The organism is Candidatus Nanopelagicus limnes (genome assembly GCF_002287885.2).
Taxonomy (GTDB): Bacteria; Actinomycetota; Actinomycetes; order Nanopelagicales; family Nanopelagicaceae; genus Nanopelagicus; species Nanopelagicus limnae.
This window is the reverse complement of the sequence record NZ_CP016768.2, coordinates 759,041-784,616: the sequence shown is the minus strand read 5'-3', so window position 1 is coordinate 784,616 and position 25,576 is coordinate 759,041. Positions and strand designations below refer to the sequence as shown.

The following is a 25,576-nucleotide window of genomic DNA, read 5'->3' as shown; positions in this document are numbered from 1 at the left end:
GCTTGGATATAAGGCTAGGTTACCCGCCAGTAGAGAAAATGGGTAGTGGGAGAGTGCTTATTTAACTAATGTTTTGGCAGGCGTTGATTTTGTATACAGGCGCAGCACGATCGCTAGGTAGCTCACATATAAGAAGAGTTGCACCCAAGAGGTGTTCACATCAAAGCCAATTGTGCCGGCAAGAATTGTGCCAGCAATTGAATCCTTTGCCATTACCGATGAGATATCCCAAGCGTATGAACCATCACCTGGAATCCAACCCAGCTCTTGATACTCATGCACACCATAGGAAAGTACGCCCGCTGCCACAATGATTAAGGCAATACCAGTGATAGTGAAAAACTTACTTAAATTCAATTTAATCGAGCGGTTATAAATCATGTAACCCAAGATCACCGCAAGTGCTAGCCCTGCAACCAAACCGATTGAGGCAGATGAGGTGGCTGCAACTGTTTTAAAATTTGTGTAAACAAAAAGGGCAGTCTCAAGTCCTTCACGTGCAACTGCGAAAAAAGCAGCTGCAGCAAGTGCAAATGGGCCTGCAGATAATGCGTTATCTACCTTGCCATGTAGCTCTTCCCTTAAAGTTCTAGCCGCACGCTTCATCCAAAAAACCATCCAAGTAACAAGACCAACTGCTAGGAATGAGGTGGTGCCGGCAAAGAATTGCTCACCGCGCTCGCTTAACTCAGCTGAGGTAAATGATAAAAATCCACCGAGTGCAAAACTTGCAGCAAGTGCTATACCCACACCAGTCCAAATTGGAACTAGAAGATTACGTCGACCAGTCTTAACAACGTATGCGACCAAGATTCCAACGATTAAGGCAGCCTCTAACCCCTCACGAAGGGCGATTAAGAAGGTGCTAAGCATGGATTGAGCATATTCCAAGGGGATTGAATTACGCAACTTAAGTGTTGCGTAATTCCGATCACATACTTAAGGGGCTACTGGCGCCTCGGTTTCGGCTTCTGCGATCTCAGGTACTACTAGGGCTTCTGTGGCAGATAGGTGAGGGGCGATAACGCTAACCACCTGCTCCATCTGCCAACTTCTGGCACCCAATCTTGTTAACTCACCTTCGACAAAATTTTCATATTCACTCATATTGGTAGGTGGCTCTTGCCAACAAATACGTTTTACATAATCAGGTGTTATTAAATTCTCGGTTGGAATTTGTAATAGTTTTGATAATTCAATTAAGGCAGCGCGGGCGTGGGTTAAGCGGGCATAGCCAAGCGGATTTTTCTCCTTCCAAATCTTAATTGGTGGCATGGATTGGGATGCCACCCGAAGCTCCACCTGATCCTCAATCGGAGTTTTTAGTGATGCAGTTAAAACCTTTAACCAACGACTAAAAGGTGGTGCTTCTAACCGAGTTCGCCACCCAATTACCTTGGCGACCTCCTCTAAATTATCTGGTCGCTTAATTGCTAACTCCACTATTGCTTCATCACCTAAAACTCGACCTGGGGCAAGATCTATCTCACGAGCTAACTCATCTCGCGAGAGCCAAAGATCTCTAATTATGGTCATACTCAAACGATCGCGCACCTTATGCATACCTGAGGTTCGCCGCCATCTATCTGATTTTGGCGAATCGGTGAATTCATAATCTTGATAGTTTTTTATGATCGAAGCAAAATCTTGCTCTGCCCACTTAAGTTTTTTCTGCTCAGTTAATAGCTGCTCAACTTTGTCTCTGATATCAAGCAAGATATCAACATCTAACGCCGCATAAGTAATCCACTCAGTTCTTAAAGGTCTGATGGACCAATCAACTGCGGAGTGTTCTTTTGCGAGTTGAAGCTCTAACAAACTTTCAGCCAAAGCACCTAAGCCAACCCTTGGACAACCGGCAATTCTTGCCCCTAATTCAGTATCAAATAATTGTTTTGGCTTTAATCCAACCTCAATCAAACAAGGAAGATCTTGAGTACTGGCATGAATTACCCATTCGATATCAGAAAATTCAGTGTTAAACCGCTGCCAAAGTTTTGAATCCTTTAATGGAATTGGATCAATTAAATGTAGTCCGCCGCCTTTGCGATAGATCTGAATTAAATATGCCCGCTGGCTATATCGATAACCAGATGCGCGTTCGGCATCAATTGCAATTGGCCCCTCACCTTTTAAGAGAGCGGTGATTACTTTTTCAAAATCACTTTCAGTGGCAACAATTTCTGGTGTGCCATGGCGAGGTGAGAGCAAAGGGGTAAGCATGAATTACTTTATTCTAGTTGCTACGAGAGATTGAACTAACTCCATGGGGGATTGGCTCTAGACCTGCTGAAATTGCCAATAGCTCAAGCCAGGCATTTACATGTTCGGCTAAGTTTTCTTCATTAGTAGGTGTCCAGGATGCACGAACTTCAATTTCAGAATCTTCATCTCGTTCAACTAATTCCCCAAAGGATGCACTGGCAACTCTAGTTACCGTGCCACTTGGATTTATAAAATCACAATTATTTTTCTTGAGTGATTCAAGCAGCCAAGCCCAACCAATTTCTGGCAGTAGCGGATCAGATGCCATCTCTAAATCAATTGCAGCCCGAGCAAAAGTTACGCATCGCCATTGACCACCCCAACCTTCTTGGCCGGCTGGATCATGCAGTAATACAAATCTGCCTGTTGCTGCATCCTCTAAAACATCAGCGGTCATTGCTAATGCGTGGGGTGCAAGTTTTTGGGGAGCCGGAACTGATTCAAGCAAAATTTCACCTCTTGGCTTTAACGCCAAAATTGGTGCAATTACTTGATCAAAAGTTTTTTTCACTGTCTAAGGATAAATTGCCGTTGGCAAAAGCAGGTGAAGCCACGAGCGAAGTAGAAAATAAATAAGTTCAAATGCAACCTAGTAGGCTTGGCAGATGGCATCACTTTTAGCAATTTTCTCCTCAATACTTTGGGGTAGTGCTGATTTCTTTGGCGGCAAATTGTCCAAGCGATATCAAGCAATTGCAGTAACTGCCGTTTCACAAGCATTTGGATTATTAATTGGAATAACAATTATTCTAGTTAGCTCATCTTGGCTAAGACCAAATCTTTCTTGGGATGGATATTTCTTATCTGGTGTGTGCGCAGGCTTACTTGGCTTTATTGGTTTGGTTGCCTTCTACTCTGGCCTTGCAACTGGTCGAATGGGTGTAGTTGCACCAATTAGCGCCTTAAGTGTTTTGATTCCATTAACAATCGCATTCATAAATGGTGAAAAACCAAGTTCTGCTCAATTACTTGGTATGGGCATTGCGTTAACTGGCGCAGTATTTGCAAGTGGTCCTGAGTTAAAAGGTGGTTTAGCGGTTAAGCCAATAGTTTTTGCAGTTATCGCAGCTTTTGGATTTGGCGCAGCAGTTGCATTTATTGCTAAAGGCTCGGCGAGTAGTGCAATTATGACCATGACGACCATGCGCTTTTCAACCTTCATTATTGCCTTATTTTTATTTGCTCGCTTTCGCACACTTGGCGGATTTAAAAAGAAGGATCTTCCAGTTTTAATAGGGATTGGTGGAGCAGATTTTATTGCTAATTTGTTACTAGGAGTTGCAACTACTAAGGGATTAGTTTCTCTCGCAGTGGTTCTTGGTTCCCTTTATCCAATTGTTACCGCATTGCTTGCTTTTAAAATTTTGCATGAGAGATTACATAAAATCCAGTATGTTGGAATTGGATTTGCAATCGTAGGAGTTGCAGTTATCTCACTTGGTTAGTTTTTTTATAGTAAAGAAAATCACAAGGGGTGATGTTTTCACGGCTGATTAATTCAAAACCTTTAGTTAGATCTGTCATGGAGATTGAATTATCACCAGTTTTTTCTAGATTTACCGTTAGATAAAGGTTATCTATTAATCCGGCTTCAATCATCTGTTTTAATAGAGCGGGGCCAGCCTCTACTAATAAATTTATTGTTGCGCTTTGTTCTGGGTTAAAACTACTTTTAATCTCTTCGATCATGGCGGCTGGGGTAAGTGCAAATTGTTTTACCAACTGATTTTTTGGTTGCAACCTAACTTTTGTGTGGGTGAGGATATAAAGGGGAATCGGAGTTCGCTTATATGGTTCCCGCCTTGCAGTGTTGCCTCCAATCAGGATTAAATCATTTTTTGATCGAAGATCATGAAATCTTCTTCGATCCTCTTCAGTTGATAGCCCGATAGAGGAGCCAGCTAGGGTGGTTGAGCCATCGGCTCCAACAATCAAATTGGCGGAGGTGATTACAGAGCGCATACCCCACAGGTTACCCAAGTGTCAGTGCTGTCACCTAACCTTTTATCATGATCATCGATTGTGATAGTTGTGTAATGCGCCAGATCGCCTGTGGCGATTGTGTTGTATCAGTGCTGCTTGATATCAAGCCAGCTGCTGGTAAAAAAGCTGAATTAAGTAATGCTGATAAAGCTGCAATAAATAATCTCTCTTCCGTTGGATTGGTGCCGCCCTTGCGATTTGTGCCAAATCCACCAAATCAAAAACAGGTGAAGAAAATTGGCTAAATCATGAAAAAAGGTTGGAAATTTAGATAATTCTCAGCACATCACGCTTAAGTTGGCTTGAGTTGGCGACGTGATGGCGGTTAGCCTTTGAAAATGAGAAGTATGTCTCGGGTGTTTTTTGCCCTAGTAATTGGCGCAGGAATTCTTTATCCAATTCCGGCCAACGCTGCCCCTAATTTAATTGAAGTTCAGGGCAGAGTTAGAGATTTACAAGAGCAGGCAACAGAGGCGGCCGAAGGCGCACAAGAGGCCAAGGTGCAATTAGCAAAGTTAAAGAAAACTTTAGATACAGTCCAACAGCAAGCTAGCCAGCAGGGTGCATCAGTTACCGCTCTTAATAAAACAATCGGCGCGATTGCAAATGAGCGTTATAAGTCAGGTCCACTTAGCCAATCCTTAGAGTTACTTTTCTCAACTGATCCAGGACTATATCTATCTGCTGCCGGATCTTTAGAAGCAGTAACAAGACAAAAAACTGCAGATTTAAAGAAGTTTTCAGTTGCAACCCAAAGATTAACTGCGACCTCATTAACTGTTGCAGACAAATTAGCGATGGTTAAGGCGGCAGAAGCCAAGTTCACCAGACAGCTAGCGCTTGCAAACTCAAAACTTAAAGAAGCTGAAGAATTGTTAGCTAAATTAACCGCTGCTGAACGAGAGCGTTTGGCCAAGCTAACTAATGATCAAGAGGATGCCGATCAACAAAAATCTTTAAGTGATGCTGGAAAGTACTCAGGTGTTTCAGGCCGGGGAGGTACTGCAATTAAATATGCGCTAGCTCAAATTGGCGATAAGTATGTCTTTGGCGCAGATGGCCTCACCTACTGGGATTGCTCTGGTTTGACGATGCGAGCTTTTGGCGCAGCTGGTGTATCACTACCGCACTCATCAAGAGCGCAATATAGATATGGCAAAGCGATCGCTAGGAAAGATTTACAACCGGGTGATTTAGTGTTTTTTGGAAAACCAATTTCACATGTGGCAATTTATTTAGGACCAGACCGCATGTTGCATGCTCCAAGATCTGGAAGTCGAGTCAAGATTGCCAATATGGATATGGGAAGAAAACCTTATATTGGAGCACGCCGTTTATAGCGATAAAAAAGTTTTACTAGTCACAAATGATCTAGGACCACGTGCGGGTGGAATTGAAACATTTGTACTTGGCTTAATTGAAGGATTACCGAAAAATTCACTAATCATTTACACCTCCTCACAAAAAGGGGATAAGGCATTTGATGCTCAACTGCTAGAAAAATTCGGCGCAGTGGTAATTCGAGATAGAGCAAAGATTTTGTTGCCAACACCACGAATAAGTAGGAGGGCAGTGAAAATACTTAAGCAATCACAGGTTAAAAATGTTTGGTTTGGCGCTGCTGCTCCACTTGCCTTAATGGCAGGCAAACTACGATCTGCCGGAGCTAGCAATATTGTTGCCTTAACTCATGGTCATGAGGTGTGGTGGGCAAAAATTCCTATACTTAAAACTTTGTTAAAGAAAATCATCAAAGATATTGATCATCTTGGTTATTTAGGAGATTTCACAAAAGGTGAAATTGCCAAGATAAGTAATCAGCCGCAAAAGTTTCTACAAATAGCACCCGGCATTGATACCGAACATTTTGCTCCCAAAAAAGTGAGGGGTGATTTGGTTGAGAAGTATCGTCTAGATGGACGCAGAGTTATTGTCAGTGTTGGCAGGTTGGTTCATCGCAAAGGACAAGATGAACTAGTTAAGGCGATGCCAAAAATTTTAGAACAATTTCCAGATGCTATTTTGCTTTTTGTTGGTGAGGGTCCAATTAAGCAGATGCTGTTTAACTCGGCAAAACAATTAGGAGTTTTACATAAAGTGTTATTTACTGGCCGCGTTTCTCATCATGATTTACCCGATTACATATGTCTAGGTGAAATATTTGCCATGCCAGTTCGCTCCCGATTTTCTGGCTTAGAGGTTGAAGGGTTAGGAATTGTTTACTTAGAGGCAAGTGCCTGCGGCCTTCCGGTAATTGTTGGTAATTCAGGGGGAGCAGTTGATGCTGTTTTGGATAAAAAAACAGGCTTGTTAGTTGATGGCACAAAGAGTGATCAAATTGCGGATGCAATTTGTGAATTACTTGCCAACCCAGAACGAGCCAAGCAAATGGGCTCAGCTGGGCGAGAATGGGTAATTAAAAATTGGCAGCTAAGTAATTGGTCTGCAAAGTTTAATAAAGTTTTAATTAATAATTAGTTTATTTTCGATTGCGATACTAACTGCCTGGGCACGATTAATTGCCGCTAATTTTCGATAGATATTAGCAAGGTGAGTTTTAATAGTTGCCTCCGTCAGGAATAGCACAGCGCCAATTGCATTTGCCGTAGCCCCGGTAGGAAGTAGGGCTAGAACCTCTAACTCTCTGGCTGATAAATCAAAATCCTTAGAAGGTTTAATTTGATTTATCTTTCCAGCTTTTAAGAACTTATCAGAACCGGTGGTAATTGCCTGCAGTATTTCCAGCAAGCTATCAGTTGGGGCAGATTTTGTAATAAAGGCTATAGCGCCAGCTTCTTTCGCAGATTCAAGAGTTTGATTGTCATCTTGCATTGTTAGCACTACGAACTTGCTCTTTGACCCGGATTTCTTCATTTCTTTTATCAGATCAATTCCACTACTACTCCCAAGATTTATATCAACCAAAACAATTTCAGGTTTATGTGTGTTAATTAGCGCTGATGCTTGGCTTGAGGTAGCAGCCTCTGCAACAACATCATATTTATGTTGGGATAGCAGATTGGCAAGGCCTGATCTAATTAATTCATGATCATCTACAATCAGAATTTTCATGATCTAAATTGAAATTGTGATTATGGTGCCAGATGTGTTTGAAGTGATTTGCATTGTAAATCCAATTAAATTAAGCCGCTCTTTAACACCATCTATGCCATATGAGTTACTTTTTTTGATAACCCCACCTAAGCCATTATCTTCGATGGTAATCAAATCTGGCCTTAATTGAATGGAGATTAGTGAACAGCTGGCATGACGCTTTGCATTTAGAACCAACTCTTTGATTGCTCTTAATAACTCAAACTTATGTTCTGATTTAATACTAATTTGCCCATCAATTTCTAACTTGATCTCAGATCCAGCGAGTACTGCATCTATTTGTTCAGTTAACTGTTGGTGAAACTCTTTACTCTTATTACTTCTTAATTCATATATTTCATCGCGGACTTGATTGATAATTGAACTTAAAGAAAGGCGTAATTCACGCAAACTGACACGATTAGAATTTCCTAGATTCTCATCCCCAATTACTTGATCAAGACGGTAACCAAAGGCAGCCAACTCTTGGGCCAAACCATCATGAAGCTCTCGCGCTAGCCGAGTTCGTTCAGTGTTAGGCGAAGAGTTCATCAATCTCGCGAGCAAACTGCTGCGAAACTACATGTCGCTTCACGGAAAGTTTGGCAGTCAAGTGACCACCAGCGATTGTGAAGTCAACAGGCAAGATAATAAATTTTCTAATTGATTCTGCTCTACTAACCGCTTTATTAGTTTCATCCACAGCGGTCTGAATAACAGCTTGCAGTGTTGGATCCTTTGCTAAATCAGCTATGGATGCACCTTCTTTTTTATTTGCTACTGCCCAAGGCTTAATTGCATCTGGATCAATAGTGATCAGTGCGGCAATAAATGGTTTATTGTCGCCAACAACCATACATTGGCTAATTAATGGATGTGATCGCAATCTATCTTCTAAGACAGCTGGTGCAACATTTTTACCACCTGCGGTAACAATTAACTCTTTCTTTCGGCCAACAATAGATAGATAACCTTCTTCATCAATCTTGCCTAGATCTCCTGATTTAAAGTAACCATTGGAGTCAAATACTTCTTTATTGGCTGCATCATTTTGCCAATAACCCTGCATAACAATTGGGCCTTTAATTAGAACTTCACCATCTTCGGCAATCTTGATTGTTGTTCCAGGAATTGGCTTACCAACAGAGCCAACTCTGTGGGATGAAGTTAGATTTAAAGTTGCACCTGCGGTGGTTTCAGTTAAACCATATCCTTCTAATACGCGAATACCTGCGCCGCGATAGAAGTGGCCAAGTCGCTCACCCAATGGCGCTCCACCTGAAATTGCAGCTTCCACGCGACCACCTAAACCAGCGCGGATTTTCGCGTAAACCAATTTATCAAATAAGCCATGTTGTAATTTAAGAAGTGGTGAAATCTTTTTAGTATCAAGTGCTTTGCTGTATGCAATTGCAACCTCAGCTGCTTTATGGAAAATCTTTCCCTTACCAGCAGCATCTGCTTTTGCTTCGGCACCGTTGAAGATTTTTTCAAATATGCGTGGCACAGCAAGTACGAAGGTTGGTTTAAAGGATGCAAGATCTGCCGGTAATTTAGTTAGATCACTGCAATGAGCAAGATGTAGACCTGCGGTGATTGAACCAATCTGCACCATACGACCAAAGACGTGAGCTACAGGTAAAAATAGGAGAGTAGATCCACCTGGCTTTAAGAAGAGATCACTTGCGCCATTAACAACATTTCCGCACTCAGATAAGAAGTTGCCATGGGTTAGTTGTACTCCCTTTGGCTTTCCAGTGGTGCCAGAGGTATAAATCAAAGTAGCTAAGGTTTCAGGTTTTAACTTTTCTCGTCGCTTTGTAATCTCATCATCACTAACACTCTTTCCTTCATGGGTTAAGGTGGCAAGAGCGTTATAAGTAATATTCCAAATATTTTTACAGGTGGATGGCATAACTGGCTGAACTAATTCAGCAAGTGCTGGAGTTTCAACCACAATTGCTACCGCTGCTGAGTCAGTTAAAATCCAATCAACTTGTTCAGCACTTGATGTTTCATAAATTGGGACTGGAACTGCGCCGGCATACCAAATTGCAAAATCTAAAACTGTCCACTCGTAACGAGTTTTTGCCATAATCGCAACGCGATCACCAAAACCAACACCGGCTGCAATAAATCCTTTTGCAACCGCTTTGATTTCTTCTTCATACTCTTTAGCGGTAACTGCCTGCCAACGATCACCCATCGGCCTTGAAACTAGGACTCGCTCTGGCTCAAAGTGAGCCCGCTCAGAAATTAGATTTGTTAAGTTGCCCGCAACTGCGGCTGGAATGATGGCTGGAATAGTTATCTCGTTCATGGCCCCACGCTACTGGCTCACACTTATTTGCGCTAGAACCCACCCCATTTTTTAGATGGGCTGGGAAAAAAGTGATGCTACTTCGGGGTAACCTACCCCCATGTCTAATCCAACCTCTTCCACGGTAACTATCGCCGCTAGCGCAGATGATGTAAGAGCTGTGCTATTTGATATCGCAAACTTTCCAACCTGGTCAACATCTTTTAAATCTGTAACAGTGCTTGCATCCAATGGAGAGGGCAGGCCTACTCAGGTGAAACTCAGCGTTGACGCCGGCGCTTTAAAAGATAAGCCAACTTTAAATTTTGATTGGTCTGCCTACCCAGATCGAGTTGATTACTCACTTGAGGATGCTGATTTGTTAACTGATATGACTGGTGCTTACATTGTTAAAGATAATGGCGATGAAACTGAGGTAACCTTTGAATTAACCGTTGCACTTTCCATGCCAGTGCCAGAGATGATGCGCACAAAGGCTGAAAAAGCCACAATTGATTTGACCTTAAAACAGTTAAAGGAAAAACTGGAAAACTAATTGAGCACCACAATTAATAGCTCAGCATTAACAATTGGGATTGATATCGGTGGCACCAAAGTATTAGGTGGGGTAGTTGATAGCACCGGCAAAATAATTGATTCCGCCAGAAGGCCAACACCATTAGCTGGTGGCAAAGAGTTGGTTGCAACCATAATTGATTTAGTAAAAGAGTTTCAAGCCAAACATGAGATAGCAGGGATTGGAATCAGCGTTGCTGCATTAATCTCTAAAGATCAGGGCACAATCGTAGGCGCTCCAAATATTGCAAATTTGAGTCAATTAAATTTTGTTGCCGAGATTAAAAAAGTATTTAACCTGCCAGTGATTGCTGAAAATGATGCAAATGCTGCGATGTGGGCGGAGTATAAGTTTGGTAACGCGCAAGGTTTAAATCCGGTTATGTTTTTCATTATTGGCACCGGCATGGGTGGTGGATTAGTAATTGATGGCAAATTATTTAGAGGCGCTAATGGGATTGGCGCTGAGTTTGGTCACATGATTGTGCAACCAAATGGCGTGCAGTGTGGTTGTGGGGCAAATGGCTGTATTGAGCAGTACGCATCAGGAAGTGCCTTAATGCGTTATGCCAAAGAAGCAATCACAGCTAACCCAGCAGCGGGCCAAGAGTTATTAGATCTTTGTGGCGTAGAGCTTTCTAACTTAACTGGTTCGGCGTTAACAGAGGCTGCGAAAAAAGGTAATGAGATGGCATTAGCTGCCTTTAACAAACAGGCAGATTGGTTAGGTAGCGCCTGTGCTTCTTACACATTATTGCTAGACCCACAAGCAATTGTGGTCGGCGGTGGGGTAGTTGATGCTGGTGAATTATTTTTAACACCTGTGCGAAGTGCAATGGAAAAATACATGCCATTTGCTGGCACGCATTTATTGCCAAAAATTATTGCAGCTAAGTTTGGAAATGATGCTGGCTTAATTGGCGCAGCAGATTTAGTTAGAGGCTAGCGCCGTCATCTAAATCACCTTCTTTGCGGGCAGTACGCCAGATGATTGTGGCAACTGAAGAGATAAAGCCAAGGACGGCTGGCCACACGCCAAAGAATTCGAAATCAGTTAACCAAAACAAAATTAGATAGGTAAATGAGCCAACAAAAGCCACAGCTGAGAACCGTTGCATTTGATCTAGATTTATCTTGCCGGGATTTGGCTGCCTAAATCGATCAGCTTGGCTGAATTTATCCAATTCATCTAAATAAGTGGTGGGCGATGATTGATCAAGAGAGAGACCTGAAACAATTGAATCAAACTCAGCATTTACTAAATCATTCTCATTAAAATCAGAGCCTCGTTTAACCGCCCCACTTAAAACATCTTCGATGAATATCTTACTTTCAATATTTAGCTGCTCAACATCAAAATCTAGCGCCACATTATGAAAGGAGTTTTCAAAGACTACTTCGCGAATATCAACGGAAAAGACATTATCTATAACAGTCATTGCATTTTCTGGATCAACAGCATGATCATTTACGGAGTAGGCAACCATAATGGGTAGATCAATTAGATAAAGATCTCGCTCAACTAACGCCCATAACTTACGAAGTGAATCCAATGCCTTAAGTGGTGTGCGATCGTAGGCATGAACGGGTGGATTAGGTGCTGCAATATCAGTTGCACCCTTTGCTACTGATGCAATTAAAAACTTTAATACTGGAACATATTTCATAAACCATCTTCTATCATGCACGGATGGATTTAAAACTATTAACCCTTCAACCTCACTGCCTCTTATCTGGCATAAGCGAAGTGCTAGGGCTGCTCCCATAGAAAACCCTGCAATAAATACTCGATCACAACTTTGTTTTAACTCTAAAAAGGATTTTTCAACCTGCTCATACCAATCCTGCCAAGTAGTTTGATTCATCTGCTGCCAACTGCTGCCATGGCCAGGAAGTAATGGCGCACTAACGGTGTAACCAGATTTATTTAAAAACTTTGCCCAGGGCGCAATACTTACTGGTGAGCCAGTGAAACCATGAATAACCAAGACTCCAATTTTTCCACCCGGTAGGGTGAAACCAGCTGAGTTTGGAATGGAATTCACGCTTGAATGGTGTCATAGATTGGCTTAGCCACTAAATTAGACCCGTGCCATACAAGATTTTGAAATCCTTTTTGATCCCGCTGTTGATGTTTATTTTTAGGCCCAAGGTAACTGGGCTGCGCCATGTGCCAAGCAATGGGCCGGTGATAATTGCTTCAAATCATCTTTCATTTAGTGATTCGATCTTTATGCCATTAGTTGTTCCTCGTAATGTCACCTTTTTAGCCAAGAGTGAGTACTTCACATCCCCAGGACTTAAAGGATTTATCAAGAAAATTACCTTCATCGCTTTAGGACAGGTTCCAATTGATCGCTCTGGCGGCAAACGCAGTGAGGCTGCAATTATGACCGGCCTTCGATTACTTCGTGAGAATCATTGTGTGGGAATTTATCCTGAAGGAACTAGATCACCAGATGGCCGCCTTTATAAAGGACGAACTGGAATCGCTCGAATGGCGATTGAGTCAGGTGCGCCAGTTATTCCAGTGGCGATGTTTAACACCGCTGAAATTCAACCTACTGGGCAGGTGGTGCCAAAGGTTAGAAGAGTTGAGATGGTATTTGGTGAGCCGATGTACTTCTCTGGTGATTCATCTGATCAAGCAGTTTTAAGGAGCGCCACAAATGAATTAATGGAAAAAATAGCGGAGTTATCTAAACAAGAGTACGTGCCCAATATGTACGCATCTGATGCAAAGGATGCAATCAAGAAAAGCTTAAAGGAAAAGATTGATTTTGAAGAGGATGATGCTTAACTACTGAGCGCCAATAAATTGCCGGCGCTGATTTAAGTAATTACACATATCGCAATTATCTTTTGCCGCTGGCATATCTGAGCTAACCACCGTAATAAAATCAGTAAGTCTGCTAGCAAGTGCTGCTGGGTTTCGCTCAATTGGCCGCCAAGTATGTTTTAATTTCAAACCAAATCCCTTTGTTACATCACCTGCTGGCTCAAGAAGTGACCAGACCAGCAATCCCATCAGTGAAACTTTCTTTGGCGCACCTGAGGCTGGGTTTTCTAGAGCAAATGCATAAGCTTCAAGTTGTGGCTGGTAGAGATCTGTTTTATCAGAATCTTTTGCTTGGAACTTACAATCGATAATTCCATATGTGCCATCGGCAAACTCAATTAACAAGTCATACTTTCCACGGATGGCATATTTTGTAGCAGCGCCATTTACATTAATAAAAGAGGATTTAACCCAACCACCAAGATCTGCCACCTTGCCTTCAGGCAGCACAGGTGCGATATCTGCAGTTGTTTTAGCAGCAAAGTAATTCTCTTGCATATTTGCTAGATCCCCAACCAATGGCATAAAGCCTGGAGTGCGCAAGCCGTGGTTGTAATTAAGCCAAAGACAGCGATGACATGAACCCCAAGAAAAAGTTAAATCTGAAGGTGAAATAAACTCTCTAGCATTTCCAACTGCATTTGATGAAGCCATGATTTCTCTTTTCGTTACGCACTTAGTAAGTGCCCTAGTTTGTTCCTCTTAAGGAGTAAGTCTGCCCCTTGCCACTGACAATCTGGCCTAACGCCACGAGTGGCTAGTTAGCCAATAACTAAGGCGGAGAAGATGGTGAATACGCCAAGGCCAATCATCACTAAGCCACCAAATCTGCGCATAAAAATTAACCGCTTAACATCTCCAGCCAACCAACTACGCACAGTGCCCGCCAGTAAGCCATAACTACCATCTGAGATCAAGGCGACTGTGGCAAAAATTGCGCCCAGCAATAACAATTGCGCTGTGACATTATTTTTCTCTTGATCAACAAATTGAGGCAAGATCGCGGCGAAGAAAACAACTGATTTTGGATTTAATACGCCAACCCAAAAACCATTTTTTAGCGATGTGAAAAAAGAGGGCTTACTTCCTTCAGTTTTTTGCATTCCTTGGGCGTCAACCCTGCTCGCTGCGATCGCGGCATAACCTAGATAGATTAAGTAGGCACCACCTGCCCATTGGATGCCGTTATAAAAAAGTTTTGAGCTTTGTAAAAGTGGGCCTAAACCAAATGCAACTAAGACTGAAACTAAGAACATTCCAAAGGCATTGCCAATCACAGTGGCAATTGCTGCCACTCTGCCCCAGGCGATCGCCCGAGCAATGGTGAAGAGCACTGAAGGCCCAGGCGCCAGAATGATCAAAACTGTGGCTATTAAGTACTCCCAGAGGCGTGAGGGGATGGCATCTGAGGTGAACACGCGCTAATCCTATGGTCCTATGGGTTGCCTATTTAGGGGTTGATAGGTTTTAATACTCGATAGTATCGATTCGATATATCTAGTAGATAGGAGCTGGCGATGCGTTCTCGGTCTGAATCCCTTGAGTTCGCTCTCCTTGGCCTGCTCTCACAAGGTGCCCTACATGGCTATGAATTACGTAAGCGAATGAGTGCGATCTATGGCCCATTTCGTGCGTTAAGTTTTTCTGTTTTATATCCCCAGCTTCGAAAAATGGTGGAAGCAAAATTAATTGAACAATCTTTCACCGACGCCGGCGGATTATCTAGACGATCAAGAATTGTTTATGAGCTAACTGCAAAGGGGCGTGAGCGATTTTCATCGCTTATGCAAAATGCTTCACCTGATTCATTTGAGGATGAAGGCTTTGAGGTTCGCTTCGCATTCTTTGGTCCAACACCTAGAAATAATCGCGTAAGAATTTTAGAAGGACGCCACCGGCGTTTAGTTGAAAAGGCGGAGGTAATCCGCAAAGACCTATCAAAAATTCCAGAAGGTATCGATACCTACTTAGTTGAGTGGCGCCGTCACTCATTGGAATCAGCAGAGCGCGAAATCGCTTGGCTGGAAAAGATGATAAATACCGAAAGGAAGAGCTCGTGAGCGTAGAAAATAAAGGTGAAATCCGGGTAGCAATTGTTGGAGTAGGAAACTGCGCCAACTCATTAATCCAAGGGATTACCTATTACAAGGATGCTACTAACGAATCCGAGATTCCTGGTTTGATGCACCCAGTCCTTGGTGGTTATCACATCAAAAACATTAATTTCGTATTAGCACTAGATGTTGATGCCAAGAAGGTCGGCCTAGATCTTGCTGATGCCATTTGGGCCAGTGAGAACAACACAATTAAATTTGCCACAGTTGCTAAAACTGGCGTGACGGTAAAGCGCGGAACTACATTAGATGGTCTTGGTCGCTACTACAAAGAGACTATTAAAGAATCTGATGCTGCCCCAGTTGATGTAGTTGCAGAGTTAAAGGCGAGCAAGGTAGATGTTCTTATCTGCTACCTACCTGTTGGTTCGGAGGAGGCCGCAAAGTTTTATGCCCAATGCGCAATTGATGCTGGTTGTGCTTTTGTTAACGCACTTCCGGTCTTTATTGCATCTGATCCAGTGTGGGCGGATAAGTTCACAAAGGCTGGCCTGCCAATAGTTGGCGATGATATTAAATCTCAGGTTGGCGCCACTATTACTCACCGAATTATGGCCAAGCTATTCCAAGATCGCGGTGTTCACCTAGATCGCACCTACCAATTAAATGTTGGTGGAAATATGGACTTTAAAAATATGTTAGAGCGCGATCGTCTTGAATCTAAGAAGATCTCTAAAACTCAATCTGTAACTAGCCAATTAGATTATGACTTGGGTGCGAAAAATGTTCACATCGGCCCATCTGATTACATCCCATGGCTAGATGATCGCAAGTGGGCTTATGTCCGCTTGGAAGGTCGTGCCTTTGGAGATGTTCCATTAAATCTTGAGTACAAGCTTGAGGTATGGGATTCACCAAACTCAGCTGGTGTAATTATTGATGCACTTCGCTGCGCCAAGATTGCGCTAGATCGCAAAATCGGTGGTCCATTACTTTCACCATCTAGTTACTTTATGAAATCCCCACCAGTTCAATACACAGATGAGCAGGCCTACCAAAAGGTTGAGCAGTTCATTGAAGGAAATATCGAAAGATAAAAAAAGTTAGCAAGTAAAAACCCCTAAGGTGTTTTAAGCCTTAGGGGTTTTTGCCCTATTAAAAGAAATACCTACTGAGTATGCCTTGCACAAATTTGCTCACCATTTGGTCCAACTGTTAGGTGAGAGCAAGCAACACCTAATTTATCAAATGCTTTGTCACCAAAGTGGGCTCGATATGCCAAGGCAAGTAATACTCTGACATTAACCTCACCATTTGATTTAATAGAAAAAGCATGGGCAACACGTGAGACAGTATTTTCAATAACTTTTTCGGTATGGGCGGTAGTTCTAGCGATCGCGCCATTTGTTAAACCATCACATAGATGTTCGCAGACCAGTTTTTCAAAGGGGGTTAACTCCCGCAATAAAATATTTACTTCCAAGGCCACTCTCCAATGATCTGATCGCTATTGTGGACCTGCTGATGGCAATTCACAACTAGATGCAAAGTTTGGCGATTTGCGCCTACTATTGCGTCGTGAGTTTTATCAAATCAGAGCAAATCGGCGCCGTTCTGCGCCTTACCTTAGATAGGCCAGAAAAGAAGAACGCAATTACCCAAGAGATGTATCAAAGCTTGGCAAATAAAATTAATGAAGCGGCTTCAGATTTTGGTATTAGGGCTGTTGTTATTTGTTCAAATGGTGACTCATTTACTGCCGGTAATGACATCAATGATTTTGCAAATGATCCACAGATGGATGAAGGATCACCTGTTTTTAGTTTTCTATTCGCTATTCATAACTTTCCAAAGCCATTGATCGCTGCAGTTAAGGGAAGAGCGGTGGGAATTGGCACCACTATGTTGATGCACTGTGATTTAGTTACAGCAAATCCAGATACAAAGTTCTCTATGCCATTTGTATCCCTTGGTTTAGTAGCAGAAGGTGGTTCTAGTTACCTATTTCCTCGCCTGGTCGGACATGCAAAGGCTGCTGAGATATTTTTTACGGGGCGAACATTTTCTGCCGATGAGGCATTAAGCATGGGTTTGATTAATCAAATTTCAGAGGATGAGTTATCAGCTGCGATGGCATTTGCCCAAGAGATTGCTGAGCAACCACCAACTGCAGTAATTAACACCAAGGCATTATTAAAGAGTGGCTCTCATGAAGCTTTAAATCAGGTGATTCGGGCAGAGGGTGAATTGTTTAAGATGGCAACTCAATCAGATGAAGCCCAAATAGCATTTATGAATTTCTTAGCGAAAAAGAGTAAGGTCAAGTAATGAGCTTAGCTGGCAAGCGAATTTTTGTTACCGGTGGCTCTCGCGGCATTGGACTTGCAATTGCGTTACGGGCAGCAAAAGATGGCGCATCAATTGCAATCGCTGCAAAGACTGCTGAAGCTCATCCAAAATTGCCTGGCACAATCTTTACTGCAGCAAAAGATATTGAGGCAGCAGGTGGCAAAGCACTTGCGATTCAATGCGATATTCGAGATGAAAATCAGATAATACAAGCAGTAGAGCAAGCTGCAAATGAGTTTGGTGGCATTGATATCTTAATTAACAATGCATCGGCGATTAATTTAACTAATACCGAAAATACCCCTGCTAAACGATTTGATTTAATGATGGGTGTTAATACCCGTGGCACATTCTTAACCTCACAAGCATGCCTTCCTTACTTAAAAAAGAGCGCCGAGGAGGGAGGAAATCCACACATCTTGATGCTCTCACCACCGCTTTCCATGAAGGGCAAATGGTTTAAGCCCCACCTTGCATACACAATGGCAAAGTATGGAATGAGCATGTGTGTATTGGGATTAGCAGATGAGTTAAAGCGAGATGGCATTGGCGTGAACGCACTTTGGCCAAGAACTGCTATCGATACAGCAGCTCTTGCGATGATTCCTGGCGTAGATACTGACTTTTGCCGTACACCTGAGATCATCTCTGACTCGGCTTACATAATCTTAAATCGAGCTGGCAAAGAGTGCAGCGGAAACTTCTTTATTGATGATGAGGTGTTAGCCAGTGAAGGAATTGTTGATTTAGATAAGTATGCAGTTGTTCCTGGAACGAAAGAGTTTATAAACGATCTATACGTTGATTAAAGCTTAAATTCAGTATGTTGGTGCTCAGTCTCAGCAATTCCTGAGGAGTAGCGCTCTTCGTAGCGGCCAACTCGCCAGATTAAAACTGAGAGCATCCATGCTCCCACAAAGGATGCCACAATAAAGAAACCAACTCGATTTAAATCAACCTCTGCGATCACGGTAAATGGCTGGTAGTTCTCAATATCTGTCTTATCAGCTAACACCCCAATAAATTGAATTGTGCCAATCACAAATGCAACAAATATTGAAAGCCCAGTGGTGGTGATGTTGTAATAGATCTTTCGAAGGGGTGAGGTAAATGCCCAGGCGTAGGCCTTAGTCATGAAAATTCCATCTAATGAATCCATTAAAGACATACCGGCGGCAAATATTAAAGGCAGAGCAATAATTGCAAGTGGTGGCAGGAATCCTCCAACTGTGCCAACGGCTGCGGTAGCAGAGAGCGCCAAGAGTGCAACCTCTGTTGCGGTATCAAAGCCAAGACCGAACAAAACACCAACAGGGTATAGCTGCCAAGAGTGATCAAAGCCTTTCTTAAAAGCTCCACGAAATACTCGGCGCATTAACCCTCGCTCATTTAACAACTCAGTCAAATGTTCATGGGAGAATTTTCCAGTTTTAGCCTGCTTCCAAACCTTAATAATTCCAACCAAAATTACTAAGTTCAGAATTCCAACTAGGTATAAAAATATTGTTGAAACTGAGGCGCCAATTAGTCCACCGGTCTCTGCGAAATCTTTTTGAAATTTAGCAGCTTGCCTGGCTGCAAATGCAACGCCAACACAGAGAGCTAAAACAATTGTTGAGTGACCGAGTGAGAAAAATAAGCCAAGTGCCAATGGATTCTTTCCCTTAGCCAGCATTAATCTGGTGGTGTCATCAATTGCGGCAATATGGTCGGCATCAAATGCGTGGCGTAAGCCAAATGAGTAGGCCAAGGCACCAGCTCCTGCATAAACTAATGCGCCAGTTGAATTAGTTAGTGAGCTATAAGCAGGATTTGAGTTGTAGTGAATGAATAAGCCCCAACCTGCAATATGCAAAAAGGCGACTACGGAGAAGACGCCAATAAGGGTGGGGATCTCCTGTTTGGTAAAGCGCAGGTGTTGGCGTAATTGCTTTGATTTACTCACCTCGCAAGGTTATTGCAAACGATTTGCATCTGCAAATACCTTGGAAGAAGAGTTGATAAGGTGTCTACATGGGAATTAAAAGTAATAAGCAAACAATCCCAGCATTACTTTTAGCCTTACTTCTACTTCTATTCACTCAGCAGCCACAAGCCATGGCTCACACCAAGTTGCTTCTTGCCACTCCAGATATCGCAAGTGAGATTGAAAGCTGGCCTACCTCGATAACCCTTGAATTTGATGAGGAGTTACAAAATCTAGGGGATGAGAAAGCAAACTTTGTCGTAGTTAATAATGCGGTCGGTGATCAGGTTAGTGAAACAGATGAGCAGATTTCTGGAAATACCATCACAGTCACCCTATCTGCCAATGAAGTTAAAGGACCAGTCCTTGTTTTCTACCATGTGGTCTCAAGTGATGGCCATCCAGTTGAGGGGGAGTACAAGTTCACCTATGGCGTTGGTGAGGTTACAGCCCAAGGGGTGGAAGATAACAAAGAGGCTGAGTATCCAATTGGGATTTATTTAGCATCTGCAATTTTTATAATCTCAGGTTTGTTTTTTGCCATCTACTCATACCGACGCAGGAATAGATAGTTTTGAGTTTAGCAACCCAAAAACTAAAGGAATTTCTAAAAGAGAATTACCAGAATGTTGTTTCACCTGATCCAGTAATTAGAAAGATAACCCTTTCCTCCTTTATTAACACATTTGGCAACGGGGTCTTTATGACCACTGGAATTATCTATTTCTCGCTGATTGTTGGATTGGGGGCGCAGAAAGTTGCGCTCGCTTTTTCACTTTCAGGTGCGTTAGCTCTTTGTCTAAGTATTCCATCTGGACATTTTGCAGATCGATATCCGCCAAGGTTGATCGCATTTGTTTCTTTAATTGGATCTGGAATCTGTTCAATCTCATTACTTTTTGTGCAAAGTTGGTGGCCACTTCTTTTGGTTTTATCACTCTGGGAAATATTTGATGTATTTGGTCAAAATGCCAGAATGGCATTAATTGCTCGAATTGGTGAAGGGGAGGAGCGGGTGAAAATACGTGCCTACACCAGAGCAGTTACAAATCTTGGAATTGCCTTTGGCACAGTTGTGGCAGGTTTTGCTTTAGCGATTAATACCGTTACCGCCTATAAAACTATGATCGCAATTGATGCTTTCACCTTCTTTTTAGCCGCTTTTACCTACTTACGTGTGCCAAATGTGAAGCCAAGCCTCTCAGAACATGAAAAGTTTGATTGGACGATCCTAAGAGATATTCCATATATTAAGGCTGCAACCTTGCATGGAATTATGACAATGCATTTTGTCTTGCAAAACATTGCAATTCCAATTTGGGTTGTCCAGGAAACCAATGCACCAAGGTGGTGGGTTTCAGTAATTATGTTTGTTAATACCGTTGCCATTGTTTTATTCCAGGTGCGAATGAGTAAAGGCATTGCAAGTGCCCAAATTGGAGCTGCGCAATTTAGAAAAGCAGGTTTTTACATTGCACTTGCATGTTTGTTATATGGCGCAGCCAAGGGATTATCAGCGCCAGCAGCGGCAACCTTGTTGATCTTGGCCATGATGGTGCATGTAGTTGGTGAATTACTTAGCTCAACTGGTGGTTGGTCAATTGCATTTGAGATGGCTGATCAAAATCGCCAAGGTGCTTATCAAGGTTTGTGGCGAATGGGATTTGGTGGCATGGGAGTAATCGGGCCTTCTTTGGTAATTTTCTTTGCCATCGGACTTGGCCAATTAGGTTGGATAATCATGGCCGGCATATTTGCCATAACTGGAATATTGATGACAACTGCGACCGCAGGTAAAAAGTAAAAAGCCCCAGTCTTTGACTGAGGCTTTTTAAGTTTAGATCTTAGAGATCGTAATAAAGTTCAAACTCAGCTGGATGTGGACGCAATCTCACGTAATCCACCTCTTGCTTGCGCTTGAAATCAATCCAAGTATCAATTAGATCCTTTGTAAATACGCCGCCACGAGTTAAGAACTCGTTGTCGCGTTCTAGATTATCTAGAACGGCATCAAGTGAGCCAGGAACTTGTGGAATTGCTTTGGCTTCATCGCCTTCTAATTCATACAGATCTTTATCAACTGGCTTTGGTGGTTCAATTTTGTTTTGGATACCATCAATACCAGCCATCAACATCGCCGCAAATGCTAGATATGGATTAGAGGATGGATCTGGGCAACGGAACTCAATTCGCTTAGCCTTTGGATTAGATCCAGTAATTGGAATACGAATACAAGCTGATCTATTTCTAGCTGAGTACACCAAGTTAACTGGTGCTTCATACCCTGGTACTAATCGCTTATATGAGTTAACTGTTGGGTTAGTAAATGCTAGGAGTGATGGTGCGTGCTTTAACAATCCACCGATATACCAACGAGCCATGTCAGAAAGATTTGCATAACCATCTCCCCAGAACAATGGCTTGCCATCCTTCCAAAGTGATTGGTGAACATGCATACCGCTACCGTTATCGCCAAACAAAGGCTTTGGCATAAAGGTTGCAGTCTTACCAGCTGCCCATGCAGTGTTCTTAATGATGTATTTAAACTTCATTAACTCATCCCCAGCTGTCAAAATATCGCTGAAGCGGTAGTTGATTTCCATCTGACCTGCAGTACCAACTTCATGGTGAGCACGCTCAACAAGTAATCCAACCTTGCCAAGATTCATAACCATTTCATCGCGCAGATCGGCAAATTGATCAGTTGGTGAAACTGGGAAGTAACCGCCTTTGATTCGGGTGCGATAACCACGGTTTGGTGTGCCATCAGCATCCTCTTCAATTCCAGTATTCCAAGCACCTTCATATGAATCAATGTGATGAAATGCTTGGTTCATTCCAGTTAGAAATCTAATTCGATCAAAGACATAAAACTCTGCCTCTGGTGCAAAGAATGCGGTATCAGCAATACCGGTGCTTCGCATGAAATCAACAGCTTTAGCAACAATTCCACGAGGATCTCTTGAGTAAGGAGTGTTGTCATCTGGATTATGAACGGAGAATAGAATTATTAAAGTTTTCTCTTTGCGGAATGGATCAAGGTATGCAGAGGAGGGAACTGGAAGTAACTTCATATCTGATTCATGAATTGATTGGAAACCTCTAATGGAGGATCCATCAAACATTAATCCATCTTTAAATACGCTTTCATCAAATGATTCAACTGGCACATTAAAGTGATGCTGAATGCCTGGTAGGTCAATAAATCTAACGTCAATCAACTTCACATCATTCTTCTTGATGTAATCGAAGATCTCTGCGGAATTCTTAAACATCTATTCTCCTAAGATAAATATTGCTGAAAGTAGGGCGACTTTGCTCCGCTTCAGATAGGTAAAACCTAGTAGAAAATAATGAAAAAGCCGTAAAGCACGTGTTACATCTATGTTTCACTTTCTCCCCTTTGGGCTAGGGTTGCCCGCATGAGTTGGGAAGCTACGCCAAATTTACTGCCGGAGGCCTCACTAGGCAGACGGCTATTAGCCCTAGTTATTGATTGGACTATGTGCCGGCTGATCGCTGGATTACTTAGTCCTGCGGTGATTCCAGACAATACCTTTTCAACCTTGATCATTTTCTATCTTGAAGTTTGTTTGTTCACCATTGCATTTGGCGCATCAGCTGGTCAACGGATAATGGCAATTAAAGTTGTGACATATCCAGATCAACAGCGGGTCAAGGTAGGCAGAATTGTGTTGAGAACTTTGTTAATTTGTTTAGTGCTACCGGCAGTTTTTACAAACAACGGCCGACCTCTTCATGATCACTTTGCAAATAGCCAAACTGTAAGAGAGAGATACTAACTTTCCTACCTGCGTGGCATCCTTACATTTGTAGGCATTGGTCCCTTAGGCATTGGAAGATTTAACCCACCAACTGATCGCAATCTCGCTCGCACTTCACGCAATTGAGCAGTGTTTAATTTCTTTGGTAGTTTCTTAAGATGCTTATGCAATTTTTTAATCGAAACTTGACCTGAATTCTCACCGACCATTACTTCAGTAACTGGCACACCAGATAGGAAACGTTCCATCTTGCGCTTTTCATCTTGCATAAGTGATTTAACACCAAATCCGCCTTCACCAACCAAAATAATGCCGGCCTTGCCTGATACTCGGTGGACCATATCTTGATCGCGATTAACATTTACAGCAGGGGTGGTAACAAAGCCTCGTTTAATTGACATCAAAACACTTGCGCCAGCTCCTAATTGTCCTTGGATAGAAGCAAAGGCTGCAGTGTTGGCATAACGAGTGAAGAGAAAGAATGCGGCTAAGAAAGCAACTGGCAATGTAATGAAACCGGCATAAATTGGATGACCCAAGTTATTGCCAATAATTATGCCAAAAGTTAAAACCAAAGCAAATATAACCAAACACCAAACTACGGCAAGTGGGGAGTCCTTCTTAACTAAGCGATAAGCATCTTTAACAACAGCTAATTGCGATTGCTTCTTAGGGGCATCACCTTTTGCCGCTGCCTCTTCTTTTTTCTTCTTTCTACCAAACATATCTCTCCCTTACTTAACTGCCCGGGCAGCCATCGCTTGGTTATACAAACGACCTGCTCTATAGCTAGAACGTACCAATGGACCACTCATAACACCAAGAAATCCTATTTCTTCCGCCTCTTTACTCAACTCCACAAACTCATTTGGCTTAACCCATCGCACCACTGGATGATGTTTTGCAGTTGGCCGCAGATACTGGGTAATAGTAATCAAATCACAGCCAGCACCACGAAGATCAACAAGTGCTTGCGTGACCTCTTCGCGAGTTTCACCCATTCCAAGAATTAAATTTGATTTTGTAATCAAACCAAAATCTCGTGCCTGGGTGATTACATTTAAAGATCTTTCATATCTAAATGCAGGTCTAATCTCTTTGAAAATTCTTGGCACAGTCTCCAGGTTATGCGCAAAAACTTCTGGCCTAGTTTCAAAGACCTGATTTAATAAATGTGGGTGGCCACTAAAATCTGGGGCCAACATTTCAACTCCAACACCAGGATTTAATTGGTGAACTTGAGCAATGGTCTCGGCATACAACCAGGCGCCCTCATCATCTAAATCATCGCGAGCAACACCGGTGATAGTTGCATACTTTAAATTCATACTTCTTACCGATTCGGCAACTCTTCTAGGTTCATCACGATCTAGCGGTAATGGTTTACCAGTATCGATATTGCAGAAGTCGCATCTTCTTGTACATGCTTCACCACCAATTAAGAATGTTGCTTCTCGATCTTCCCAGCATTCAAAAATGTTCGGACAGGCCGCTTCTTGGCAAACTGTGTGCAAACCTTCTTTAGCTACAAGGGATCGAAGTTTTGTGTACTCAGGACCCATATGGGCGCGAGTTTTAATCCACTCTGGCTTTCGCTCAATTGGTGTTTGAGCATTTCTAGCTTCAATTCGAAGCAGCTTGCGTCCATTTGGATCAATGCTCATTGGGATAATCTTTCTAAAACAGGAGTTATCTCTTTAATTAAAGTTGGCATAACTTCATCAACGCTCATTGATCGATCAAGTTCTTTTGCTAATGATGTAACCTGCGCACCGGCAATGCCACAAGGAATAATTTTGGAGTAAGCAGAAAGATCTGGATTCACATTCAAAGCAAAGCCATGCATGGTTACACCTTTAGCAACCCGTAATCCGATAGCGGCAATCTTTCGATCTCCTTTTTGATCTCTTACCCAAACTCCACTTCGCTCGCAGTATCGATCAGCCTTAACTCCAAAAAGTTCACACACTTGAATTAACGTCGTTTCTAACTCTCGCACAAAGCCAACCACATCAGTTGAATTCTTTAATCTCAATATTGGGTAACCAACAATTTGTCCAAGACCGTGCCAGGTTATTTTTCCACCACGATCAACATCAATTACAGGTGTGTTATCAATTGGTCGGTCAGCTAATTGCGTTCTGCGCCCTGCTGTATAAACCGATGGATGTTGAAGCATAAGCAATCTATTTTCAGTTTGATTATTTGCAACTTTTTCTTGGATTTGTTTTTGCAATTCCCAAGCGCTTAGGTAATCAATGACACCAAGCTCTTCAACCTTAAGGCTCTTAACAATAGATATGGTTGAACTCACACACCTAGCCTAATTGCCACCTTAATATTTAGCGAAAGTTTGCATAAAAAGCG

Annotated in this window: 30 protein-coding genes; 14 read left to right on the top strand and 16 right to left on the bottom strand. The window is 42.4% G+C overall.

Annotated features, from left to right (window positions below; all coding sequences use genetic code 11):
• Positions 1-57: 57 nt before the first annotated feature.
• From efeU to B1s21122_RS03920, 3 genes are all read right to left on the bottom strand, one after another.
• Entirely contained in the window at positions 58-873 is an 816-nt protein-coding gene (efeU, locus tag B1s21122_RS03930; RefSeq protein WP_095680531.1) for an iron uptake transporter permease EfeU, read from the bottom strand.
• A 66-nt stretch (positions 874-939) separates the two neighbouring features.
• Entirely contained in the window at positions 940-2,223 is a 1,284-nt protein-coding gene (locus B1s21122_RS03925) for an HRDC domain-containing protein (protein ID WP_095680532.1), read from the bottom strand.
• A gap of 13 nt (positions 2,224-2,236) precedes the next feature.
• Positions 2,237-2,776: a DUF3000 domain-containing protein gene (locus B1s21122_RS03920; protein ID WP_095680533.1), complete on the bottom strand. Its 540-nt coding sequence runs from the start codon at positions 2,774-2,776 to the stop codon at positions 2,237-2,239.
• Positions 2,777-2,870: 94 nt separating this feature from the next.
• On the opposite strand from B1s21122_RS03920, the gene B1s21122_RS03915 reads away from it, so the two are divergent.
• Entirely contained in the window at positions 2,871-3,710 is an 840-nt protein-coding gene (locus B1s21122_RS03915; protein WP_095680534.1) for a DMT family transporter, read from the top strand.
• Here the strand turns inward: B1s21122_RS03915 and B1s21122_RS03910 are convergent.
• Positions 3,694-4,227 (bottom strand): RibD family protein, encoded by a 534-nt coding sequence (locus B1s21122_RS03910; RefSeq protein WP_095680535.1) that lies wholly within the window; start codon positions 4,225-4,227, stop codon positions 3,694-3,696. The two genes, B1s21122_RS03915 and B1s21122_RS03910, sit on opposite strands and share 17 nt — an antisense overlap.
• A gap of 47 nt (positions 4,228-4,274) precedes the next feature.
• Between B1s21122_RS03910 and B1s21122_RS03905 the strand changes: the two genes are divergently transcribed.
• The 3 genes from B1s21122_RS03905 to B1s21122_RS03895 all read left to right on the top strand — a co-directional run bounded on the left by B1s21122_RS03905 (position 4,275) and on the right by B1s21122_RS03895 (position 6,726).
• Complete coding sequence (locus B1s21122_RS03905; RefSeq protein ID WP_223299038.1) at positions 4,275-4,493, top strand: hypothetical protein; 219 nt, start codon at positions 4,275-4,277, stop codon at positions 4,491-4,493.
• Between the two features lie 93 nt (positions 4,494-4,586).
• Positions 4,587-5,588, top strand: a complete 1,002-nt coding sequence (locus B1s21122_RS03900; protein WP_095680537.1) for a C40 family peptidase — start codon at positions 4,587-4,589, stop codon at positions 5,586-5,588.
• Positions 5,569-6,726 carry a glycosyltransferase family 4 protein gene (locus B1s21122_RS03895; RefSeq protein ID WP_223299037.1) on the top strand — a complete coding sequence of 386 codons (1,158 nt, stop codon included), beginning with the start codon at positions 5,569-5,571 and terminating at the stop codon, positions 6,724-6,726. The genes B1s21122_RS03900 and B1s21122_RS03895 overlap by 20 nt, the downstream gene beginning before the upstream one ends.
• Here the strand turns inward: B1s21122_RS03895 and B1s21122_RS03890 are convergent.
• Genes B1s21122_RS03890 through B1s21122_RS03880 form a run of 3 tightly spaced genes read right to left on the bottom strand, consistent with a single transcriptional unit; the run spans position 6,712 to position 9,661 of the window.
• Positions 6,712-7,320, bottom strand: a complete 609-nt coding sequence (locus tag B1s21122_RS03890) for a response regulator transcription factor (protein ID WP_095680539.1) — start codon at positions 7,318-7,320, stop codon at positions 6,712-6,714. The genes B1s21122_RS03895 and B1s21122_RS03890 overlap by 15 nt on opposite strands.
• Before the next feature lie 3 nt (positions 7,321-7,323).
• On the bottom strand, positions 7,324-7,893 hold the full coding sequence (locus B1s21122_RS03885; protein WP_095680540.1) for a sensor histidine kinase: 570 nt from the start codon (positions 7,891-7,893) through the stop codon (positions 7,324-7,326).
• Complete coding sequence (locus B1s21122_RS03880; RefSeq protein WP_095680541.1) at positions 7,877-9,661, bottom strand: AMP-dependent synthetase/ligase; 1,785 nt, start codon at positions 9,659-9,661, stop codon at positions 7,877-7,879. The genes B1s21122_RS03885 and B1s21122_RS03880 overlap by 17 nt, the downstream gene beginning before the upstream one ends.
• A 100-nt stretch (positions 9,662-9,761) precedes the next feature.
• Here B1s21122_RS03880 and B1s21122_RS03875 point away from each other — a divergent pair, with 100 nt between their 5' ends.
• Positions 9,762-10,196 carry an SRPBCC family protein gene (locus B1s21122_RS03875; RefSeq protein ID WP_095680542.1) on the top strand — a complete coding sequence of 145 codons (435 nt, stop codon included), beginning with the start codon at positions 9,762-9,764 and terminating at the stop codon, positions 10,194-10,196.
• Positions 10,197-11,162: an ROK family protein gene (locus B1s21122_RS03870; RefSeq protein WP_095680543.1), complete on the top strand. Its 966-nt coding sequence runs from the start codon at positions 10,197-10,199 to the stop codon at positions 11,160-11,162.
• Here B1s21122_RS03870 and B1s21122_RS03865 read toward each other — a convergent pair.
• Positions 11,152-12,261: an alpha/beta hydrolase gene (locus B1s21122_RS03865; RefSeq protein ID WP_095680544.1), complete on the bottom strand. Its 1,110-nt coding sequence runs from the start codon at positions 12,259-12,261 to the stop codon at positions 11,152-11,154. The two genes, B1s21122_RS03870 and B1s21122_RS03865, sit on opposite strands and share 11 nt — an antisense overlap.
• Positions 12,262-12,305: 44 nt before the next feature.
• On the opposite strand from B1s21122_RS03865, the gene B1s21122_RS03860 reads away from it, so the two are divergent.
• Complete coding sequence (locus B1s21122_RS03860) at positions 12,306-13,016, top strand: lysophospholipid acyltransferase family protein (RefSeq protein WP_223299036.1); 711 nt, start codon at positions 12,306-12,308, stop codon at positions 13,014-13,016.
• Here the strand turns inward: B1s21122_RS03860 and B1s21122_RS03855 are convergent, their stop codons facing one another.
• Entirely contained in the window at positions 13,017-13,709 is a 693-nt protein-coding gene (locus B1s21122_RS03855) for a PD-(D/E)XK nuclease family protein (protein WP_095680546.1), read from the bottom strand.
• 107 nt (positions 13,710-13,816) lie between these two features.
• A complete protein-coding gene (locus B1s21122_RS03850; RefSeq protein WP_095680547.1) occupies positions 13,817-14,473 on the bottom strand; it encodes a LysE family translocator in 657 nt (218 codons plus the stop codon).
• 99 nt (positions 14,474-14,572) lie between these two features.
• Between B1s21122_RS03850 and B1s21122_RS03845 the strand changes: the two genes are divergently transcribed.
• A complete protein-coding gene (locus B1s21122_RS03845; protein ID WP_095680548.1) occupies positions 14,573-15,115 on the top strand; it encodes a PadR family transcriptional regulator in 543 nt (180 codons plus the stop codon).
• Positions 15,112-16,206: an inositol-3-phosphate synthase gene (locus tag B1s21122_RS03840; protein WP_095680549.1), complete on the top strand. Its 1,095-nt coding sequence runs from the start codon at positions 15,112-15,114 to the stop codon at positions 16,204-16,206. The genes B1s21122_RS03845 and B1s21122_RS03840 overlap by 4 nt, the downstream gene beginning before the upstream one ends.
• Positions 16,207-16,277: 71 nt before the next feature.
• Here the strand turns inward: B1s21122_RS03840 and B1s21122_RS03835 are convergent, their stop codons facing one another.
• Entirely contained in the window at positions 16,278-16,598 is a 321-nt protein-coding gene (locus B1s21122_RS03835) for a chemotaxis protein CheY (RefSeq protein WP_420021991.1), read from the bottom strand.
• A gap of 89 nt (positions 16,599-16,687) precedes the next feature.
• On the opposite strand from B1s21122_RS03835, the gene B1s21122_RS03830 reads away from it, so the two are divergent.
• Both B1s21122_RS03830 and B1s21122_RS03825 read left to right on the top strand, forming a co-directional pair.
• The gene (locus B1s21122_RS03830; RefSeq protein WP_095680551.1) at positions 16,688-17,437 is read left to right on the top strand and encodes an enoyl-CoA hydratase/isomerase family protein; all 750 of its coding nucleotides are present in this window, start codon (positions 16,688-16,690) and stop codon (positions 17,435-17,437) included.
• On the top strand, positions 17,437-18,267 hold the full coding sequence (locus B1s21122_RS03825; RefSeq protein ID WP_095680552.1) for an SDR family oxidoreductase: 831 nt from the start codon (positions 17,437-17,439) through the stop codon (positions 18,265-18,267). The genes B1s21122_RS03830 and B1s21122_RS03825 overlap by 1 nt, the downstream gene beginning before the upstream one ends.
• Here the strand turns inward: B1s21122_RS03825 and B1s21122_RS03820 are convergent.
• The gene (locus B1s21122_RS03820) at positions 18,264-19,403 is read right to left on the bottom strand and encodes a HoxN/HupN/NixA family nickel/cobalt transporter (protein ID WP_095680553.1); all 1,140 of its coding nucleotides are present in this window, start codon (positions 19,401-19,403) and stop codon (positions 18,264-18,266) included. The genes B1s21122_RS03825 and B1s21122_RS03820 overlap by 4 nt on opposite strands.
• A gap of 68 nt (positions 19,404-19,471) precedes the next feature.
• Between B1s21122_RS03820 and B1s21122_RS03815 the strand changes: the two genes are divergently transcribed.
• Both B1s21122_RS03815 and B1s21122_RS03810 read left to right on the top strand, forming a co-directional pair.
• Complete coding sequence (locus B1s21122_RS03815) at positions 19,472-19,996, top strand: copper resistance CopC family protein (RefSeq protein ID WP_095680554.1); 525 nt, start codon at positions 19,472-19,474, stop codon at positions 19,994-19,996.
• Positions 19,997-19,998: 2 nt separating this feature from the next.
• Positions 19,999-21,228, top strand: coding sequence for an MFS transporter (locus B1s21122_RS03810; RefSeq protein WP_095680555.1), 1,230 nt, complete (start codon positions 19,999-20,001; stop codon positions 21,226-21,228).
• Between the two features lie 40 nt (positions 21,229-21,268).
• On the opposite strand, the gene glnA is transcribed toward B1s21122_RS03810, so the two are convergent.
• Complete coding sequence (gene glnA, locus B1s21122_RS03805) at positions 21,269-22,699, bottom strand: type I glutamate--ammonia ligase (protein ID WP_009611627.1); 1,431 nt, start codon at positions 22,697-22,699, stop codon at positions 21,269-21,271.
• A 147-nt stretch (positions 22,700-22,846) separates the two neighbouring features.
• On the opposite strand from glnA, the gene B1s21122_RS03800 reads away from it, so the two are divergent.
• Positions 22,847-23,227 (top strand): RDD family protein, encoded by a 381-nt coding sequence (locus tag B1s21122_RS03800; protein WP_095680556.1) that lies wholly within the window; start codon positions 22,847-22,849, stop codon positions 23,225-23,227.
• Positions 23,228-23,232: 5 nt separating this feature from the next.
• Here the strand turns inward: B1s21122_RS03800 and B1s21122_RS03795 are convergent, their stop codons facing one another.
• Genes B1s21122_RS03795 through lipB form a run of 3 tightly spaced genes read right to left on the bottom strand, consistent with a single transcriptional unit; the run spans position 23,233 to position 25,523 of the window.
• A complete protein-coding gene (locus B1s21122_RS03795) occupies positions 23,233-23,934 on the bottom strand; it encodes a DUF4191 domain-containing protein (RefSeq protein ID WP_095680557.1) in 702 nt (233 codons plus the stop codon).
• Between the two features lie 9 nt (positions 23,935-23,943).
• Entirely contained in the window at positions 23,944-24,873 is a 930-nt protein-coding gene (lipA, locus tag B1s21122_RS03790) for a lipoyl synthase (protein ID WP_095680558.1), read from the bottom strand.
• A complete protein-coding gene (gene lipB / locus B1s21122_RS03785; protein ID WP_095680559.1) occupies positions 24,870-25,523 on the bottom strand; it encodes a lipoyl(octanoyl) transferase LipB in 654 nt (217 codons plus the stop codon). The genes lipA and lipB overlap by 4 nt, the downstream gene beginning before the upstream one ends.
• Positions 25,524-25,576: the final 53 nt, after the last annotated feature.

Excerpts from the sequence above, each read along its gene's own strand:
- B1s21122_RS03900 (WP_095680537.1), top strand. The coding sequence starts at position 4,587 with ATGAGAAGTATGTCTCGGGTGTTTTTTGCCCTAGTAATTGGCGCAGGA.
- B1s21122_RS03855 (WP_095680546.1), bottom strand. The coding sequence starts at position 13,709 with ATGGCTTCATCAAATGCAGTTGGAAATGCTAGAGAGTTTATTTCACCT.
- B1s21122_RS03915 (WP_095680534.1), top strand. The coding sequence starts at position 2,871 with ATGGCATCACTTTTAGCAATTTTCTCCTCAATACTTTGGGGTAGTGCT.
- B1s21122_RS03925 (WP_095680532.1), bottom strand. The coding sequence starts at position 2,223 with ATGCTTACCCCTTTGCTCTCACCTCGCCATGGCACACCAGAAATTGTT.
- B1s21122_RS03875 (WP_095680542.1), top strand. The coding sequence starts at position 9,762 with ATGTCTAATCCAACCTCTTCCACGGTAACTATCGCCGCTAGCGCAGAT.
- B1s21122_RS03815 (WP_095680554.1), top strand. The coding sequence starts at position 19,472 with ATGGGAATTAAAAGTAATAAGCAAACAATCCCAGCATTACTTTTAGCC.
- glnA (WP_009611627.1), bottom strand. The coding sequence starts at position 22,699 with ATGTTTAAGAATTCCGCAGAGATCTTCGATTACATCAAGAAGAATGAT.
- B1s21122_RS03825 (WP_095680552.1), top strand. The coding sequence starts at position 17,437 with ATGAGCTTAGCTGGCAAGCGAATTTTTGTTACCGGTGGCTCTCGCGGC.
- B1s21122_RS03905 (WP_223299038.1), top strand. The coding sequence starts at position 4,275 with ATGATCATCGATTGTGATAGTTGTGTAATGCGCCAGATCGCCTGTGGC.
- B1s21122_RS03885 (WP_095680540.1), bottom strand. The coding sequence starts at position 7,893 with ATGAACTCTTCGCCTAACACTGAACGAACTCGGCTAGCGCGAGAGCTT.
- B1s21122_RS03845 (WP_095680548.1), top strand. The coding sequence starts at position 14,573 with ATGCGTTCTCGGTCTGAATCCCTTGAGTTCGCTCTCCTTGGCCTGCTC.
- lipA (WP_095680558.1), bottom strand. The coding sequence starts at position 24,873 with ATGAGCATTGATCCAAATGGACGCAAGCTGCTTCGAATTGAAGCTAGA.
- B1s21122_RS03800 (WP_095680556.1), top strand. The coding sequence starts at position 22,847 with ATGAGTTGGGAAGCTACGCCAAATTTACTGCCGGAGGCCTCACTAGGC.
- B1s21122_RS03880 (WP_095680541.1), bottom strand. The coding sequence starts at position 9,661 with ATGAACGAGATAACTATTCCAGCCATCATTCCAGCCGCAGTTGCGGGC.
- B1s21122_RS03890 (WP_095680539.1), bottom strand. The coding sequence starts at position 7,320 with ATGAAAATTCTGATTGTAGATGATCATGAATTAATTAGATCAGGCCTT.
- B1s21122_RS03795 (WP_095680557.1), bottom strand. The coding sequence starts at position 23,934 with ATGTTTGGTAGAAAGAAGAAAAAAGAAGAGGCAGCGGCAAAAGGTGAT.
- B1s21122_RS03910 (WP_095680535.1), bottom strand. The coding sequence starts at position 4,227 with ATGCGCTCTGTAATCACCTCCGCCAATTTGATTGTTGGAGCCGATGGC.
- efeU (WP_095680531.1), bottom strand. The coding sequence starts at position 873 with ATGCTTAGCACCTTCTTAATCGCCCTTCGTGAGGGGTTAGAGGCTGCC.